This is a genomic window from Variovorax sp. 160MFSha2.1, assembly GCF_048305075.1.
Lineage (GTDB): Bacteria > Pseudomonadota > Gammaproteobacteria > Burkholderiales > Burkholderiaceae_C > Variovorax > Variovorax guangxiensis.
Map to the genome: position 1 here is coordinate 5,027,550 of NZ_CP157624.1, position 17,160 is coordinate 5,044,709.

Below are 17,160 nucleotides of genomic sequence, written 5' to 3' on the forward strand. Positions count from 1 at the left end.
TCATCAATCCACGATTTGTTTGCGAAAGTCCATCCATGGCCATCGACCCGCTGTCGCAGGTGATCGCGCTGCTCAAGCCCCGGGCGGTGTTCTCGAAGGTGATCAGCGGCGCCGGACGCTGGGGCGTGCGCTACACGCAGTTCGGCCTGCCGAGCTTCTGCGCACTGCTCGAAGGCAGTTGCCTGCTGTCGGTCGATGGAGCGGAAACGCTGACGCTCACCGCGGGAGACTTCGTGCTGCTGCCCACCACGCCCGGCTTCACGATGACGAGCCTGGAGCCCGGCACGCCGGTGCCCATCGACGCGCGCAAGGCGGCCATGGACACGAGCGGCAGCGAAATACGCCACGGCACGCGCGGCGGCCGGCCCGAGGTGCGGATGCTGGGCGGCTACTTCGAGTTCGACTCGCCCGATTCGGCGATGCTGGTGTCGCTGCTTCCCGCCGTGCTGCATGTGCGGGGCTCGCAGAAGCTGCCGCTGCTGACCCAGATGGTGCGCGAGGAATCGCTGGACCGTCGGCCGGGCCGCGAGCTGGTGCTCACCCGGCTCGTGGAAGTGCTGCTGGTGGAATCCCTGCGCACCACCTCCGGCGAAGAGGCACCGCCCGGCCTGCTGCGAGGCCTGGCGGACAAGCGGCTCGCGGCCGCGTTCCGCCACATGCATGGCGACCCCGCGCGCGGCTGGACGGTGGAACAGCTGGCGCGCAAGAGCGCGCTATCGCGCTCCGCCTTCTTCGACCGCTTCAGCCGCGCGGTCGGCATGCCGCCGATGGAATACCTGCTCTCATGGCGCATGGCCCTCGCCAAGCAGCTGCTGCGCCGCGAAGAGCTGGCGATCGCGGAAGTGGCCGAGCGGGTGGGCTACGGTTCGGCCAGCACCTTCAGCACGGCGTTCAGCCGGCATGTGGGGCAGCCGCCGGGGAAGTTCGCGCGCATGCACTGACGGTGCGCGCGAACGGGGCCGCCTCAAAGCAGTTCGCCGCGTTACCCAGGCGGGCAACGCGGCGAACAGGTCTCTCATTGCTTGCCGCCGAAGCGGCCGGCAGGCGTGGTTATTCCTCCATCGCCGGCACGGGTTGCGGCGGCAGGGCCGCGCCCTTGTTCTTGCGCACCTTGATCAGGAACGAAGCCACCTGCCACACGATGAACACGCCGACCAGGCTCAGCAGCGTGGCGCTGATCGGGCGCGTGGCGAAGATGCCGAAGCTGCCGCGGCTCAGCAGCATGGCGCGGCGGAAGTTCTCCTCCAGCATCGGCCCGAGGATGAAGCCCAGCATCAGCGGCGCGGCGTCGAGCTCAAGACGCATGAACATGTAGCCCATGAAGCCGAAGGCGGCGGTGATGAAGATGTCCTCCAGGCTGTTGTTCACGCTGTAGGTGCCGATGCAGCAGAAGAACAGGATCGACGGGAACAGGACCGCATACGGAATCTTGAACACCGACAGCCAGTAGCGCACCAGCGGCACGTTCAGCACCAGCAGGAACACGTTGCCGATCCACATGCTGGCCACCAGGCCCCAGAAGAGTTCGGGGTGGCTGCCGATCATGTTCGGGCCGGGCTGGATGCCCTTGATGATGAAGGCGGCCAGCATCAGCGCCATGACCGCGTTCTCGGGGATGCCGATGCTCATCAGCGGAATGAAGCTGGTGCGCGCGGCGGCTTCGTCGGCAGCGGCCTGGCCGGCCACGCCTTCGATGCAGCCGGTGCCGATCTCGTGCTTGTACTTGCTGACCTTCTTGTCGATCGCGTAGGCGGCGAACTGGGCGATGGTGGGGCCGCCGCCGGGCAGGATGCCCAGGAAGGAGCCGACCGCGCTGCCGCGCAGGGCGCTCGGAATGATCCGCTTGAACTCGGCCCAGGTCGGGATCAGGTTGATCTTGCCGTTGAAGGGCGAGCGTTCCTCGCGCGAGTCGAGGTTCTTGGTGATCTCGGCGATGCCGAAGCAGCCCAGCGCGATGCTCACGATGCCAACGCCGTCGACCAGGAACGGCAGGTCGAGCGTGAAGCGCTGCATGCCGCTGTTCACGTCGGTGCCGATGGTGCCGAGCAGCACGCCGATCATGCACATCGCCAGGCCGTTGAGCAGGCTGCCGGTGGTCACGAAGCTCACGCACACGAAGCCCACGAGCATCATCGCGACGTAGTCGGCGGGCCCGAACAGGAAGGCCACTTCACCGAGCACGGGCGCGAGGAACGACAGCACCAGGATGGCGACCGTGCCGCCGATGAAGCTGGAGAAGCCCGCGGTGAAGAGCGCGAGCCCCGTCTGGCCCTTGAGCGTCATCGCATAGCCGTCGATGCAGGCCACGATGCTGCTCGCATGCGGGATCTTCATCGTGATGGCGCTGACGCTGTCGCCGTACTGCGCGCCGTAGTAGATGCCGGCCAGCATGATGAGCGCGCCGGTGGTGGGAATGGAATACGTCAGCGGCAGCAGCAGGCTGATGGTAGCCAGCGGGCCGAGGCCCGGCAGCAGGCCGACGAGCGTGCCCACCGTGCAGCCGATGGCACAGAACAACAGGTTCTGCATGGTCAGAGCATGCGAGAACCCGAACGCGAGGTTGTTGAGGACTTCCATGATGCTCGTTCCTTCCTCAGTACAGCGGAAGGTTCAGGCCGAGCAGCTTCTGCAGGGCCAGCGCCATGACGACCAGCCCGGCGGAGATCTTCACGTTGCGCACGACCGAGTAGGACGACGCGGCGAAGCCCGAGCAGAAGACCATGAAGATGATCCCGGCGATCATGTTCACGTACATGGAGATCACCGCCAGGCCGCAGAGGCTGCCGAGGATCAGCGAGATGTTCTTGAAGTTGAACTCCAGCGCCACGCGCTCCACGAAGAACGACCGGATCACGGTGGAAACCGCGATCACCAGCAGCATCGCGCTGATCATGGCGGGGAACAAACCGGGGCCGGCACGGCTCAAGTCTCCGATGGGGTAGCGAAGCGAGGTCAGGCCGAAGGCCAGCGCTATCGCCATGAGGAACAAGCCTCTGACAAGGGTTCTGTTTTTCATCTCTTCTTGTGCGATGGGTTTCGAAATCACCGGCACCGGCAAACCGGGGCTGATCGTCTCCATCCGGGCGGAAGTCCGGACCCCTGCATGCTCTGGCGCCAAACTGATTGCAATCTGACCGGACCGTAAGGGGAATTACGTACGGGCCATGCGGCCAGTACTGCCCAGATGCCGCCCGGAGACCGCCGACCTATACTCGCCGCGCCCCAAACAGCACGGCTGGCGCCCTGCCCCGCCCCGCCGCACAGACCATGCAGACAGCTCCTTCCCTGACCGACCGCCTCCCCCGCTTCACCGCCGCCCTCGACCGCCACGAAGCCAGGGTCGAGGAACTCGCCCGGCAGGTCGCCCGGATCGAGGACGAAGACGCGGCCGAGGATTTCGGATACGCCTTCTCGGCGGTCCGCCAGGCCCCCGAGACCCCTGACGCCATCGAGCGCCTGGAGGCCCGCATCGGGATGCGCCTGCCCGAGCCGCTGAGGGCGCTCTATGAATCGCTGGGCGCCTTCTCGCTGCTGCCCGAGAACCGCATGCGCCATCTCGACCTGCTCTCCATCGACAGATTGCTCTCCTGGGCCGAGAGCCCGGACGTCGACGACGCCTGGCCCAGCCTCATGGGAGCGCTGTGCACCTTCGGCAGCCGGCGGGAGTTCGGCGGGCTGAAGCCGGCCTCGCAGGAAGCGCTGACGGAGCACTACGTGGTCTTCGGCTGGGCGCACCACCGCTATGAAGACCGCACGCTGCTGGCCTTCGACCGGAACGGCGCCTTCCACAACGTCGTCTACGAGCACGACGCGGGCGAAGAGGACTGGGTGGCGCGCTACCAGCCGCTGTGCCGGAAGGCGCTGGCCGGCATCGACCTGGACGAGATGCTCGCCGCCCATGTCGCGCTGGCGACGCGGCGCATGGAGCACCAGTTCGACGAGGGCGAGTTCTTGGGCTGAAGCGGCCCGCCCGGCGGCCTCAGGTCGGCTCGGTCGCCGTTTCGCCGGCGGCCGCCACCGCAGGCCGCGTGCGTCGCCATGCGACCCGCATGCCCACGCACAGGAACAGTGCGGCAATGAAGAACGGCGCGCCCGGCAGCTGCACCGGTGCGTCCACGCCGATGAAATAGCCGAAGCTGCCGGCGAAGGCCGCGGGCCCGACGATGCCCGCCACCGACACCAGGCTCGTCAGCGCGCCCTGGATGCGCCCCTGCTGCGCCGCGTCGACCTGCCGCGTGACCAGCGCCTGCGCTGCCGGCCCCGCGAAGGCCAGCAAGGTGCACAACGGCAGCGCGAGCATGAAGACCGCCACGGCATCGGCCACGCCGCAGATCGCGAAGCCCAGCACGCCGCAACCCAGCCCGAACAGCAGCGCCGCGCGCTCGCCGAAACGCTTCACGCCCGGCCCGATCAGCAGCGCGTTGACCACCACGCTCAGCACGCCCACCAGGCCGAGCACCCAGCCCACGGTGTCTTCCTTCCACTGGAAGCGGTAGTCGGCGAAGAGCACGAACACGCTCGGGTACACGTACTGCGCGAGGTTGACCAGGAAGATCACCGCCGCCAGGCCGAACACCTGCGGATAGCGCTTCAGCAGCATCAGCGAGCCGACCGGGTTGGCATGCGACCAGTCGAACTTCAGGCTGCGCCGCTCTGGCGGCAGCGATTCGGGCAGCACGAACCACCCGTAGCAGAAGTTGAGCATCGTGAGGCCGGCCGCGAACCAGAACGGCAGGCGGGCATCGATGTGGCTCAACTGGCCGCCGAGCACCGGACCGAGCACCAGCCCCACGCCGAAGGCCGCGCCCACGATGCCGTAGCTCCTGGCTCTTTCTTCCGGCGCCGTCACGTCGGCGATGTAGGCATTGGCGGTGGTGAGGCTGGCCGAGAACACGCCCGACACCACGCGGCCGATGAAGAGCCACGGCAGGCTGTCGGCAAGGGCCATGAACACGAAGTCGACGGCAAGGCCCAGGCATGACAGCAGGATCACAGGCCGCCGCCCGAAGCGATCGGACAGCGCGCCCAGCACCGGTGAGCACACGAACTGGATCGCCGCGAACGCCGTGCCGAACACCGCGATCCAGTACGCCGCGGTCGCGGCGCTGCCGCCGGCCAGCCGCTCCACCAGATGCGGCAGGCCTGGAAGGATCAGGCCGAACGCGAGGAAGTCGATCAGCACCGTGACGAAGATGAAGGCGAGCGCGGCGCGGCGCACGCGCGGTGCCTGGAGGGTCGGACTCATCGCTGCAACCTCAACCGCTGCGGCTCAGGTACCTGCCCACGCGCGGGCGAACCTCGCGGATGCCACCGAGCCTGCCGAGCAGGCCGTCGATGCAGCCGACCAGCAGCGCGATGCTCTTCCTGAGCCGGTCGCGCTCGAAGATCAGCATGGGCAGGATCTGCTTGAGCGTGTAGACGTTGATGAACAGGATCGCCGGAAAGGCACGCATGTGCGCCAGCGAGAGGTCGAGTGCATTGCGCGAGATGTAGTAGCGCCGCACGGCCGGATAGTTGATGACGTAGATCTTCCAGCCGAACAGCGACTTCGCCTCGAGGTCGCCGATCTGGTGCCGCAGCACCACCTGCGTATTGAGATAGAGCGGCACCTCGCTGCGCAGGGCGCGCATGCAGTAGTCGGTGTCGACGTGGTCGATCACGTAGCGCTCGTCGAAGCGCCCGACCTTGGCCCAGGCCCCGCGCGAGATCAGCGAGCCCGAGGAGATCAGGAAGGCGCAGCGCGCCAGCGGCTCGGTGAAGGGCTTGCGCAGGTCGAGCTGGTAGACGCGCCTGCCCTGCAGGCCGAATTGCGGGATCAGCGCGTCGAGGTTGGTGTCGTGGACGAGCGGGCCGATCAGGAAGGCAGCGGCTTGCTTGCCTTCACCGGAAGCCTTTCCCTGTGCCGTCTCCGCCGCCTGGCACATTGCGTCGAAGTAGCCAGCGGGCAGCACCGAATCCTGGTCGAGCAGGAAGAAGAGTTCGACGCGTTGCGCTTCGAGCTCGGTGATACCGCAGTTGAATGCGCCCGCGATGCCGCCACGGTTGCCGTTGTGCAGCACGGTGATTCCCGCATCGGCGAGTGCGCCATGCCAGTCGCCCGGCTCCGGCGTGTTGTCGACCACGCACAGACGCGGACACGAGCGCGAAAGCTTATGGAGATTCGTCAGTTGCCCGTCGGTGGGGAAGTACGTGACGACGACGGCACCGAACGAAAAGGACATCGCGGCTTCTCCGGTTGATGGAGCCGGGCGGACGCCCGGACCGGCGCGATTCTAGGTATGGGAATGCGTGCCGACGCCTCATCCGGCACGGCGGAATGCGGGTATTGCGAAAGAACAACGCGAGCGGGACTGCGAAAGTTCTAGTCCGCGCCAACGACGCGGACTCAGCTGCTTTCCAGGCTCCAGTGCACGCGCGAGAAGTCGCCCAGGGCCAGGTCCTTCTCGTGGATGCTGAAGGTGAAGGTGCCGGCATCCCAGAAGCAGAAGCCGGGCTTGTTGTCCGAATCGAGCGTGAGCAGGTTGATCCACTCCTGCGGCAGGCCGCCCCTTTCGCGCGAGGCCTGCTCCTGCGGGTTCTCGTGCTGTGTGAAGACGTGTGCGTTCATCAGGTGTGCGCCGTTCCTGCGCTCGCCATCGCCGGCGAGTTCGGCTTCGAGCGCCCAATACGCTTCCTGCAGCTTGTCGTCCCTGTCGATCTCGAGCAGCGAGGCGTCTTCACCGCTCAGGCGACCTCCTCCGGCGTTGTAGAGGTTCGGCAGCGACACGGTGGCGTCGATGCGGACCTTGTAGCCTTCATGAGCGTCGCTCACGTCGGAACCATCGGCAAACTCCGCGCCCTCCGGCCATGCATAGGGCTGCAGCTCGGCGGCAGAAGCATTCGAATGCAACACGCGCACACCGTCGCCCTCCTCCTGGCCCTCGCCGAAGAAGTAGAGGCGGCCGGTGCGCGGTAGCCACGACTGAAGCCCGGCGATTTCTGCAAGATCGATCTGCGCGTAGAAGCGCCAGAGCTTTCCGTCGGTGGCCGGGTAGTCGATGCCGGGCGGCAGGTCCGGCCTGCCGCCGATGCGCGTGCCGCCCGGGATCGCATAGTTCTCACGCTCCGTGGTGCACAGGCGCAGCGCCTGGCGCGCGTGGCGCCGAAGCGGCCCTTCGTAGGCCTTGAGATCGTGACGTGCCAGCGCATCGCTCAATAGCGCCACATGCCGCGGGCTGTTGCGTGCCATGAAAGCCTCGCGGTCGATCTTCACCTCCACGTCGGGGCGATAGCGGATGTCACGGAAGAGCGCTTCGGTCTTCCTCTCGATATTGACCTTCGCGATGTTCCGCAGCGAAGCCGGCAGCGACTCGAAGGGATTGCGGTTGATGCTCAGCAGCTGGAGGGCCGGCAGGTGGCCTACTGATTCAGGTAATGTCTTGAGCTGGTTCCCGTCCAGCAGCAGTCGTTGCAGATGCACGAGCTCGCCGATGCTGTCGGGCAATGTCTCGATCTGGCAGTACTGGAGCGAAAGCACTTCCAGCGATTCGAGCGCCCCGAGGTTCTCGGGAAGACGGGCGATATGGCGGCTGCGCAGATGCAGTTCGCGCAGGCGCGTCAGCGTGCAAAGGGATTCGGGCAAGGCCGTGACGGCCTTCTCGGGGTTGCCCGTCCACTGGTCTTCCATCGACAGGAACTCGAGCTGCGTGAAGCGCAGCAGTTCCTCGCGCCACACGGCATCCCAATGGCTGATGATCAACCGCCGCACGCGCTCTGGCGGAGCAGCCATCGCCTCATCGAAGCTGCCGTAGGTGTGCGCGCGCAGTTCCACCTCTCCCGGCGTGCAGTGCCACACCACGTCGACCGCAACGCCCTCCTCGTCCGTCTCGTAGTCGTGCCGCAGCAGGCCGTGCATTTCGATGCGGTCGGGCCGCAGGTCGATCTCGCCGAAGAAGCGCGTGCCGAAGTCGAAGCCCTTCTCCCAGAGATAGAAGCCGTGCGTCGGCTGATCCTTCAGGTAGCGCACGCACCGGTGCGGCGTGTCGTGGTTGTCATGGAAGTGAAAGGTCGAGGAGCGGAACGAAGGAGCAACCTGCCCCGGCGCCGGGTTGTCGAAGCCCTCGGGGTCGAAGGGCGGCGCGTGCAGCGCCTTGTCGAAGGCGACGGGCCGCGCCTTCAGTTCGAAGGACATGCCGCCGTCCTCGAAGACGACCTGGGTATCCGGCGCGAACTCGAATGCGCACTTGCCGATCTGGAACTTGTTGCTGGACATTGTTGAGAGACTTCTTCCGGGGGATGAGCAAGCGAGCCTGGCAGCCGATGGATGGCCGGGCTCAGGGTTCGCCGTCGAACAGCGCCGTCCAATGCTCGCCGTCGAACTCCAGCGCCCCGTGCCAACCGGCAACCAGCATCCTGCGGCCATCCGGCGACACATCGAGCCGCCGCGATGCCAGCGAGCAGCCCTTGGGCATCGGTTGCCGGCGTGCATCCATGGCCAGCACCATCCTGCTGCCCTGGAGCACGTAGCAGCCGCCCGTGCTGCCGGTGCACCAGAGCCGGCCGGCGAACCAGGCGCTGTCGAGAAAGCTTTCGCTGTGCGGCTTCGGAGTCAGGCAACGCCAGCTGTCGTCGCGCCCTTGCCATACGTGGCCGCGCTCGTCGGTGACGTAGGCCGTGCCGTCGGGCGCAACGGCTACAGTCTTCAGATCCAGCGTCGAGGGAAAGGGCAGCTGCCTCCAGAGCCCCTCATGCCGTCGCCAGGCGGCGCCGCGCGAGCCGACCACGTACAGGTCCTGCGCGGACAGGCCGGCAAGATCGTTGAAATCCGAGTTCGACAAGGTGTCGTCCGCTACGTCCGGCTCCGTGCTGCCAAGCCCCTCGGGCAGCGGGATTTCCATGTGCTCGCGCCATTGCCCGGGGCCCAGTCGCTCGAACACCCGGAACGGCGCACCGACCGAGAACACCGTGGTGCCGGCGCGCGCGGTACGCAGCACGATGCTGTCGTACATGAGTCCAGAAACGGGATGCGGCTCGCCCGCGCCATGAAACGGAATGCGCGCCTCCTGCCCCTTGTGGACTTTCGGCTTGTAGGCCAGCGTCTCCCGCCCGATGCCCACCGAGACGAACTCCGAATGGTCCGGCGCCCAGGCGCTGGACAGATCGCAGCCCAGCCCCAGCGCATGGGTGGTCAGCGTGAAGAACCGCGTCTCGACCGGATTCGCCAGCTTGACGGCGAGCAGCCGGACCTTGAACGGCTCGTCATGGTCCTTGTCCTCCTGCTCCTCGAACAGCAGGAAGCCAAGGCGGCCATCCTCGAAGCCGATGGTGCAGTCGCGGATGAAGTAGCCGTCGAAGAAGCGGCGGTAGGTGTCGCGGTCGAAGATCATCGGGCGGAAAAGACCTGGCCTTGCAATACCTTCAACCGCGCCCGCCGCTGCGCACGCGCAGCAGGTTGTCGTGTTCGTGCAGTTCGATGAATTCGCCGCTTGCCGCGGCTTCGAGGTAGATGGGCGCTTCGCCCGGCATGAGTGCGGTCATGCGGGCAATGTAGTTGAAGAAGATTGCTTCACGCCGAGAGCCGGCCGGGCTCCTTCATTTTCGGTGGCGGGCTTTCTCTTGCGGCTCGAAGCCCGTCGGAAGCCCCAGCCGCATCGCCAGGTGCGCCGCGTCGTAGGGCGCGCGCACCTTGGTGTCGTTGTCGAAGTAGCAGTACACATCGTGCCGGCCCCGCCGTGCACCGACATCCGAAGCAAGCCTGGCGTCGCCGACCTGGCGGCCCTGGCTCCACGCTTCGATGCGCTCGGCCCAGCGGTCGAGTGCGGCGTCGCCATAGCCGCTGGCGTAGAGCTCCTTGTCTTCGTGCAGCCGGATGTAGACGAAGTCCGCCGTCATGTCTTCGAGCATCGGCCAGCGGCCCGCGGTGTCGGCCACCACCAGGGCAACGCCGTGCCGGCGCAGCGTGGCGATGAAATCGGGGTCGGCAAAGCTGCGGTTGCGCACTTCGATGGCATGGCGGATGCGAAGGCCGCGCGCGGCCTTCATCGAGGACCGCCCGTTCATGCGCTCGTCGTGCTCGCGCGCCAGCGCCGACGCGGCCTTGGCATCGTGCGGCAGCAGCGAGAGAAAGCCTTCGACGCGCTCGGCGTCGTAGCGCATGCGCGGAGGAAGCTGCCAGAGGATGGGGCCGAGCTTGCGGCCCAATGTGAGCACGCCCGAGGCGAAGAAGTTGGCGAGCGCCGGGCGCACGTCCTTGAGCTGCAGCATGTGCGTGATGTAGCGCGAGCCCTTGACCGCGAACACGAAGCCGTCGGGCGTCTGGTCGCGCCATGTCTCGTACGACTCGGGGCGCTGCAGCGAATAGAACGATCCGTTGAGTTCGATGCTGGGCAGCATGCGCGAGGCGAAGGCAAGCTCGTTGCGCTGTGCCAGCCCGGCCGGATAGAAGCGGCCCCGCCACGGCGCGTACCGCCAGCCGGAGATTCCGATGCGGATGTCTCCATGCGGCTTTTTCGCCGCTCGCGTGCGCGTTCTTCGGGTGGACGGGGTTGCCAAGTCTGTGCTCCGGTGCCGGTACTCGATCCGGAGTCGATGCTTTTGCGCCGCGATGCGGGCGAATGTGGGAACGGCCGGGCAACCCGTGTAGGTGCGCAGGCATCGCCTGCCTGAATCCGCCCCGCCCTGCCCCGCCGGCCTGGCTTCAGTGCGCGGCGCCAGGCTTCATCTGCATCAGCGGCAGTTGACGTCGTAACCGACGACGTTCGGGAGGCTCTTCTCGCCCGCCGTGGTCACGGTCAGCCGGCCGGCCGGGCCGGAATAGCCGAAGTCGCAATAGGCAAGGCCGGTGCCCGCGCAGGACTCGGCTTCGGCGATGCCGCGCTTGACAAACCCGGCCTGCCGGGACTCGCTGCTGGCCCCGCCGCGCACCGGATTCCATCCGCTGGCAGCCAGGACCTTGCGCGCCTTGTCGATCGGCATGCCGTAGACGTTCGGCACCTTGGCGCGGCCCTTGCAGACCGACTCCTCGTCGGCCAGCTTGCCCAGGCGCAGGGTGCCGTCGGCCTCGACGCGCAGGTCGCCCACCGGCGAGCCGATGAGGTCGCCGTCCCACACGCGCACGGAGCCGCCTTCCAGCGCGGTCAGGTTGCCGATGGCGGGGTCTTCGGGCGACTTGCCGTAGGCCAGCGCGACCAGCCTGTCGCCATCGAACACCGCCACGTTGCCCTGGGTGATCGTGCAGGTGCCGCTGGTTCCGGCTTCCATCTGGCCAGCGAAGCTGACGGCGCGATAGGAACCCATCGGCACATCGGCGGTCACCGCCCAGCCCTGCGCGGCCACCAATTTGGCCGCTGGCGACTTCGGCTGGATCACGCGCCATGAGCAGCTATTGCGGTCGTCGGCGCTGCCGCCCGCCTTGGGCAGGCTGGTGATCGCCCGCATGCGGATGTCCTTCAGGTCGGACTGCACGCGCGGCGCCGGTGCGCCCGTTTGGGCCACGGCCGGCAAGCTCGGCGCAAAGCCGAGTGCGAGGGCGGCGGATGCAGCAATGGCGGGGAAGCAGAAGCGGGAAGACATGACGGGGATGGAGAGAAGTGGTGGGAAGGCTCCGAAGCGGCGTTGCCACTCGGGACCGGCCGGGATTATCACGACGAGTCGCGGCATGCGCGCTTCCCCGGACACCGCGTCCGGCATGGAAATATCAAATTCAATAAAAAATCAAATAGATTTTCGAGCGCAATCCATGTCAAAAATGTGATTACAACCTATACCTTAATAGCTGATTTTTAAAACTACAGCAAAATAATTCAAAGAGTATCTTTATATTACTATTTGGACATTCGGCCTGATTTAAAATTCAAATAAATTCAACCGATTGACTCCAAAATGAGACATTAAAAGGCACCCCCTTCAATTCATTTCATAAGATTTGTTTGCAGAAAATAATTTAGAAATTGCACAGGGAGCCCGAATGGCCTTGGCTATTCAACGATCTTTTAATGGATGGGACGGGGCTCATGAACAAGACTTATCGTTCGTTGTGGAACGAATCCCTCGGCGCCTGGGTAGCGGCGTCTGAAATCACTTCCGCTGGAGGAAAACGCAGCGGGAGCCGGGCGGCGGCTGCAGGGAGCGCGCTCATCCCTCCTCCGTCGGGGCATCTGCGCAACGGGATCGTGACCGCGCTGTTGGCGATGAGTGGACTCGGGTGGTCTTCGCTGGCGCAAGCACAGTCAGTGACTTGTGCTCCGGCGCCCTACAACGCTTACGACAGCACAGCCTCCTGCATGGGCCTTGGCTCCGCAGCGTCAGGCATCGGGGCCACCGCGCTCGGGGCTAGCGCACAAGCCCAATTGCTCGGCGGACTCTCAGTGGGATATGCCTCCCTGAGCGCCGGACAGAATTCCATCTCCCTGGGCTTCCAAGCCTACTCCTCGGCCATCAACTCTATCTATCTGGGCGCTCGTACCGCCCCCACGACAGGCGCTACGGCAGGCGGTGCCATCGGGATCGGTACGGACGTCACCGCCAGCGGCGCCAATGCCATTGCAACGGGCTCGGTTGCCATTGCCAGCGGCGCCAATGCCGTTGCAACGGGCTTGCTCGCCATTGCCAGCGGGGACAACGCCATCTCTTTGGGCGCCAGCTCAAAAGCGACCGGACTGCGCAGCGTCGCCCAGGGATACCAAGCGAATGCGGCCGCATTGGATGCCGTCGCTCAAGGTACCACTGCCACCGCGACGGCCCAGAATGCCGTCGCCGTTGGCTTCCAGTCGGTCGCGACCCAATTGAATTCGGTTTACATCGGCTCGCGCACCGCTGCGGGAACAGGGGCCACAGCGGTGGGGGCCGTTGCCATCGGCACGGACGTGACGGCCTCCAAGGACAACGCGACCGCGATCGGCTTCCAGAGCAAGGCGGATGCGGCAACCTCGGTGGCGCTCGGCCCCAATGCAGCGACCTCGGGCGCCGGCGGCGCGATGGCACTGGGATCCGGCACGATCGCAAGCAATGTCAATGCAGTTGCACTTGGCGCTGCCTCCCAGGCCACCGCAGCCGGAGCCACCGCACTCGGTACTTTCGCCACGGTTACGGGAGGGAATGCCACCGCGGTCGGTGTCGGCGCCAACTCCAGCGCGAACTTCGCGTTCGCCGGCGGCTATCAGGCCCACGCGGCAGCCGAGAATGCCGTCGCCGTAGGCACGCTGGCCAACGCAACAGGAATCAGCTCGGCGGCGCTCGGCAATCTCGCCAACGCTTCGGCGGACTTCTCGCTGGCCATGGGCAATCAGGCCGTGTCGGCCGGAATCGGCTCGGTCGCGGCGGGGTCGGGAGCCAGCGCCGCCGCCGATGGTGCCGTGGCGATGGGCAACAACGCCGCCGCAACCCTGACCCGCGCAACTTCCATCGGATTTGGCTCGGCGGCAAGCGGTCAGAACGCCACCGCCCTGGGCGCACTCGCCGCTGCGTCCGCCGACCAAGCAGTCGCAATCGGTAACAGCGCCAAGGCCTCGGCAATCAACGCAATCGCGATGGGCAACAGCACCGTCGCCGATTCGGCCGATGCAGTCGCGATCGGCAACAGTTCCAGGGCCACCGGCGGCAAGGCGGTGGCCATCGGCTCCGGCAATGTTGCCAGCGGCAATGGCGCCGTTGCAATCGGCGACCCGAACACCGCCACCGGCAACGGCGCGATTGCGAACGGCCTGGACAACACCGCCACCGGCAACGGCTCCGTGGCGATGGGTAATACCAACAAGGTCGGCGGCGGCGGCCAGGATGTGAGCGTACCTGGCACGCCGGCACAGGGCGCGGTCGGCATCGGCTACCAGAACACCGTAGTCGGCCAGGGCAGCGTGGCCATCGGCAGCACCAGCAAGGCGCTGGCTGCGGGCGCGGTCGCGTTCGGCGACACGGCGGTGGCGAACAATGCCGGCGACGTGGCACTGGGCTCAGGCTCGGTAACGGCGACTGCGGTGGGAACGCCAGGCATAACGATCAACGGCACGCCGTATATCTTCCAGGGCACTACGCCAACGAGCACGGTCAGCGTCGGCGCGGTGGGCTCCGAACGCACGATCACCAACGTGGCGGCCGGCAGGATTTCCGGCACGTCGACCGATGCGATCAACGGCTCGCAGCTGGCCGCCACCAACTCAGCGATCGCCGACGTGGCAACGACGGCGGGCAAGGGCTGGAACCTGAGCGCCAACGGCGGCGCGCCGCAGAACATCGCGCCGGGCGGGACCGCGGATTTCGCCAACGGCAGCAATACGACTGTCACACGCACGGGCAACCAGATCAGGGTCGACGTGGTGCCGGATCCGACCTTCAATTCGGTGACCACCGGCAACACGAAGATCGACAACAACGGCCTGACCATCGTGGGCGGTCCGAGCGTGACGCTGACTGGCATCAACGCGGGCGGCAAGGTGATCACCAATGTGGCGCCCGGCGTGGCAGGCACCGATGCCGTGAACATCGACCAGCTGACCTCCACGGTGGCTGGTAGCAAGACCAGGTACTACCACGTCAACTCCACCGGTGGGGGCAACGAAGCCAACGACGGTGCGACAGGTGCCGACGCCATCGCATCAGGCAAGAACGCGACAGCCGCTGGTGCCTCGAGCGTGGCCATGGGCCTGGGCGCCACGGCCGGCACCGCCAACAGCGTGGCGCTGGGCGCGGGCTCTGTCACTGCGACGGCGGTGGCAACACCGGGCACGACGATCGACGGCAAGGCCTACAACTTCCAGGGCATCGCGCCGGTGGGCACGGTCAGCGTCGGCACGTTCGGCGGCGAACGCACGATCACCAATGTGGCGGCCGGCAGGATCTCCGGCACCTCGACCGACGCGATCAACGGCTCGCAGCTCTTCGCCACCAACCAGTCGATCGAGAACCTGAGCAGCACGGTCACGGCCAACAAGATCAGGTACTTCAGCGTCCAGTCCACCGGGGGTGGCAACGAAAACAACAACGGCGCCACGGGTGCCGACGCTGTCGCCGTGGGCAAGGATGCGAGCGCCACCGTCGACAACGGGGTCGCACTAGGCTCGGGCTCCGTTTCCGACCGCACGGTCGCGGGCAGCACCGGCAACATCCCGGCGGGCAGTTCCCTGATCCCGTTCAACACGACCGACCGCACGCTGCTGGGCGCCCTCTCCGTCGGCAGCGCGACCACCTACCGCCAGATCACCAACGTCGCCGACGGCACGCAGGCGCAAGATGCTGTGACGGTGCGCCAGCTCAGCGGCGCGCTGCAGTCCTTCGCGGTCACGCCGATCCAGTACTTCCACGCCAACTCCACGGCGGCCGACTCGCTGGCCATCGGCGCGGAATCCGTCGCGGTCGGCCCGCAGACGGTGGTCAACGGCAACAACGGAGTGGGCATCGGCAACGGTGCCGTGGTGCAGCAGAGCGCGCCCGGCGGCATCGCGATCGGCCAGGGCTCGACCTCGCACCTGGCCGACTCGATCGCGCTGGGCACGCAGTCTTCGGCCGCCGCGGTGCAGGGCGTGGCGCTGGGCGCCGGCACCAGCGTGACGCAGGCAGGCGGCGTGGCGCTGGGCGCGGGCTCGGTGGCTTCGACGGCGGCGGGCGTGGCCGGCTACGTGCCGCCCACCGCGACCGACGCGCAGCGCATCGCCATCGGTGCGACCACGAGCACGCTGGCGGCCGTGTCGGTGGGCAATGCCGCCAGCGGCCAGTTCCGCCAGATCACCGGCGTGGCCGCGGGCACGGCCGACAGCGATGCGGTCAACGTGTCGCAGCTGCGGGGCGTGCAGGGCCAGGTGGCGGTGATCGATCAGTCGACGGTCAAGTACGACACCAACGCCGACGGCACGACCAACTACAACAGCGTGACCATGGGCGGCAGCAACGCCACCGGCCCGGTCACGGTGCACAACGTGGCACCGGGCGTGGCGGGCACCGACGCGGTCAACGTCAACCAGCTCAACGCGACCAGCGCCGGCCTGAACAACCGCATCAACGCCCTGGGCGACCGCCTCGACGGTGTCGAGAAGAACGCCTATGCCGGCGTCGCCGCCGCCATGGCGCTGCAGATGCCCGGCAGCTACGTGCCGGGCAAGACGGTCATGCGCATCGGCGCGGGCTCCTTCAAGGGCCAGAGCGCGGTGGGCGTGAGCTTCCGCCGCACCGCGGAGAACAACGCCTGGAGCATCACCGGCGGCGTGGCCACCAGCCGCGCCGGCGTGGGCGCCACCGTCGGCGCGGAATGGGTCTTCAACTGAAGGGAAAGCGATACAGATGAACCGGACGAACCCCATCATGAACAAGCTCTCCCGCTTCAGGACCCCCTGCGCTGTTTCCGCGCTCTGCATGGCGGCATTGCTGGCCGGCGGCTGCGCCAGCCCGAGCTACACCGTCACGCCCGAGATGCAGGCCCGCGCCGCTTCGGAAAACCCGGCGCCGCCGAAGGACGACGAGTTCCCCTCCCCGGACTCGGCCAAGTGGAAGCAGGGTGCGTTCCCCAGCCTCGATGCCGTGCGCACCATGCGCACCGGCATGGGCAAGGACCAGGTCCGCGAACTGCTGGGCTTCCCGCACTTCAGCGAAGGGCTGGGCGGCGTGCGCGAGTGGAACTACATCTTCCACTTCCGCACCGGTGCGGGGCCGGAGTACATCAGCTGCCAGTACATGGTGCGCTTCAACGCGGACGTGCTGACCAACGGCATGTACTGGAAAGGCCCGGGCTGCGCCGACCTGCTGCGCCCGACGCGCGCGGCGGCCACGCCCGTAGCCGCCCGGCCGGCCGCTGCCGCCACGAGGACCACGCTCGGCGCCGACGGCCTGTTCCGCTTCGACGGCCGCTCGCTGTCCGACCTGCTGCCCGAAGGACGGCGCAGGCTCGACGAACTGGCGGGCGACATCAGGGGCAGCGCCGGCCCCGTGGAGTCGATCAGGATCACCGGTCACACCGACCGGCTCGGCACCACCGCATACAACCAGGCACTCTCGCTGGCCCGCGCCGAGACCGTGCGCGACTACCTGGTGCGCTCGGGCGTGCCGGCGCAGGCCATCCAGGTGCAGGGCAAGGGCGAGTCGGAGCCGAAGGTGCAATGCGCGCAGACGGCGAAGCGGGCCGAGCTGATCGACTGCCTCGCGCCGAACCGGCGCGTGGAGATCGAGGTGTTCGTGCGGTGATGACGAGAGCCGGGAACG

General features: G+C 66.9%; 12 protein-coding genes and 1 pseudogene. 5 read left to right on the forward strand and 8 right to left on the reverse strand.

What is annotated here, in order from left to right:
* Window positions 1–35 precede the first annotated feature (35 nt).
* Window positions 36–941, forward strand: a complete 906-nt coding sequence (locus ABL838_RS22810) for an AraC family transcriptional regulator (RefSeq protein WP_418122046.1) — start codon at window positions 36–38, stop codon at window positions 939–941.
* Between the two features lie 109 nt (window positions 942–1,050).
* Here ABL838_RS22810 and ABL838_RS22815 read toward each other — a convergent pair whose 3' ends face one another.
* Window positions 1,051–2,577, reverse strand: coding sequence for a tripartite tricarboxylate transporter permease (locus tag ABL838_RS22815; RefSeq protein WP_184642724.1), 1,527 nt, complete (start codon window positions 2,575–2,577; stop codon window positions 1,051–1,053).
* A gap of 16 nt (window positions 2,578–2,593) precedes the next feature.
* A complete protein-coding gene (locus ABL838_RS22820; RefSeq protein ID WP_184642743.1) occupies window positions 2,594–2,980 on the reverse strand; it encodes a tripartite tricarboxylate transporter TctB family protein in 387 nt (128 codons plus the stop codon).
* Window positions 2,981–3,267: 287 nt separating this feature from the next.
* On the opposite strand from ABL838_RS22820, the gene ABL838_RS22825 reads away from it, so the two are divergent.
* Window positions 3,268–3,960: an SMI1/KNR4 family protein gene (locus tag ABL838_RS22825; protein ID WP_184642723.1), complete on the forward strand. Its 693-nt coding sequence runs from the start codon at window positions 3,268–3,270 to the stop codon at window positions 3,958–3,960.
* A gap of 19 nt (window positions 3,961–3,979) precedes the next feature.
* Here the strand turns inward: ABL838_RS22825 and ABL838_RS22830 are convergent, their stop codons facing one another.
* From ABL838_RS22830 to ABL838_RS22855, 6 genes are all read right to left on the reverse strand, one after another.
* Window positions 3,980–5,245 (reverse strand): TCR/Tet family MFS transporter, encoded by a 1,266-nt coding sequence (locus ABL838_RS22830; RefSeq protein WP_418122048.1) that lies wholly within the window; start codon window positions 5,243–5,245, stop codon window positions 3,980–3,982.
* A gap of 10 nt (window positions 5,246–5,255) precedes the next feature.
* On the reverse strand, window positions 5,256–6,221 hold the full coding sequence (locus tag ABL838_RS22835; protein ID WP_418122050.1) for a glycosyltransferase family 2 protein: 966 nt from the start codon (window positions 6,219–6,221) through the stop codon (window positions 5,256–5,258).
* A 164-nt stretch (window positions 6,222–6,385) separates the two neighbouring features.
* A complete protein-coding gene (locus ABL838_RS22840; RefSeq protein ID WP_418122052.1) occupies window positions 6,386–8,251 on the reverse strand; it encodes a DUF1963 domain-containing protein in 1,866 nt (621 codons plus the stop codon).
* Window positions 8,252–8,312: 61 nt separating this feature from the next.
* Window positions 8,313–9,365, reverse strand: a complete 1,053-nt coding sequence (locus ABL838_RS22845; protein WP_418122053.1) for a hypothetical protein — start codon at window positions 9,363–9,365, stop codon at window positions 8,313–8,315.
* A gap of 205 nt (window positions 9,366–9,570) precedes the next feature.
* Window positions 9,571–10,530, reverse strand: coding sequence for a DUF72 domain-containing protein (locus ABL838_RS22850; protein ID WP_418122055.1), 960 nt, complete (start codon window positions 10,528–10,530; stop codon window positions 9,571–9,573).
* Window positions 10,531–10,704: 174 nt separating this feature from the next.
* Window positions 10,705–11,550: a PASTA domain-containing protein gene (locus tag ABL838_RS22855; RefSeq protein ID WP_418122057.1), complete on the reverse strand. Its 846-nt coding sequence runs from the start codon at window positions 11,548–11,550 to the stop codon at window positions 10,705–10,707.
* Between the two features lie 440 nt (window positions 11,551–11,990).
* On the opposite strand from ABL838_RS22855, the pseudogene ABL838_RS22860 reads away from it, so the two are divergent.
* The 3 genes and pseudogenes from ABL838_RS22860 to ABL838_RS22870 form a co-directional block, all read left to right on the forward strand.
* Window positions 11,991–12,746 (forward strand): annotated as a pseudogene (locus ABL838_RS22860) (ESPR-type extended signal peptide-containing protein); the annotation flags it as partial.
* A gap of 69 nt (window positions 12,747–12,815) precedes the next feature.
* Window positions 12,816–16,229 (forward strand): beta strand repeat-containing protein, encoded by a 3,414-nt coding sequence (locus ABL838_RS22865; protein WP_418125898.1) that lies wholly within the window; start codon window positions 12,816–12,818, stop codon window positions 16,227–16,229.
* 37 nt (window positions 16,230–16,266) lie between these two features.
* The gene (locus ABL838_RS22870) at window positions 16,267–17,142 is read left to right on the forward strand and encodes an OmpA family protein (protein WP_418122058.1); all 876 of its coding nucleotides are present in this window, start codon (window positions 16,267–16,269) and stop codon (window positions 17,140–17,142) included.
* Window positions 17,143–17,160: the final 18 nt, after the last annotated feature.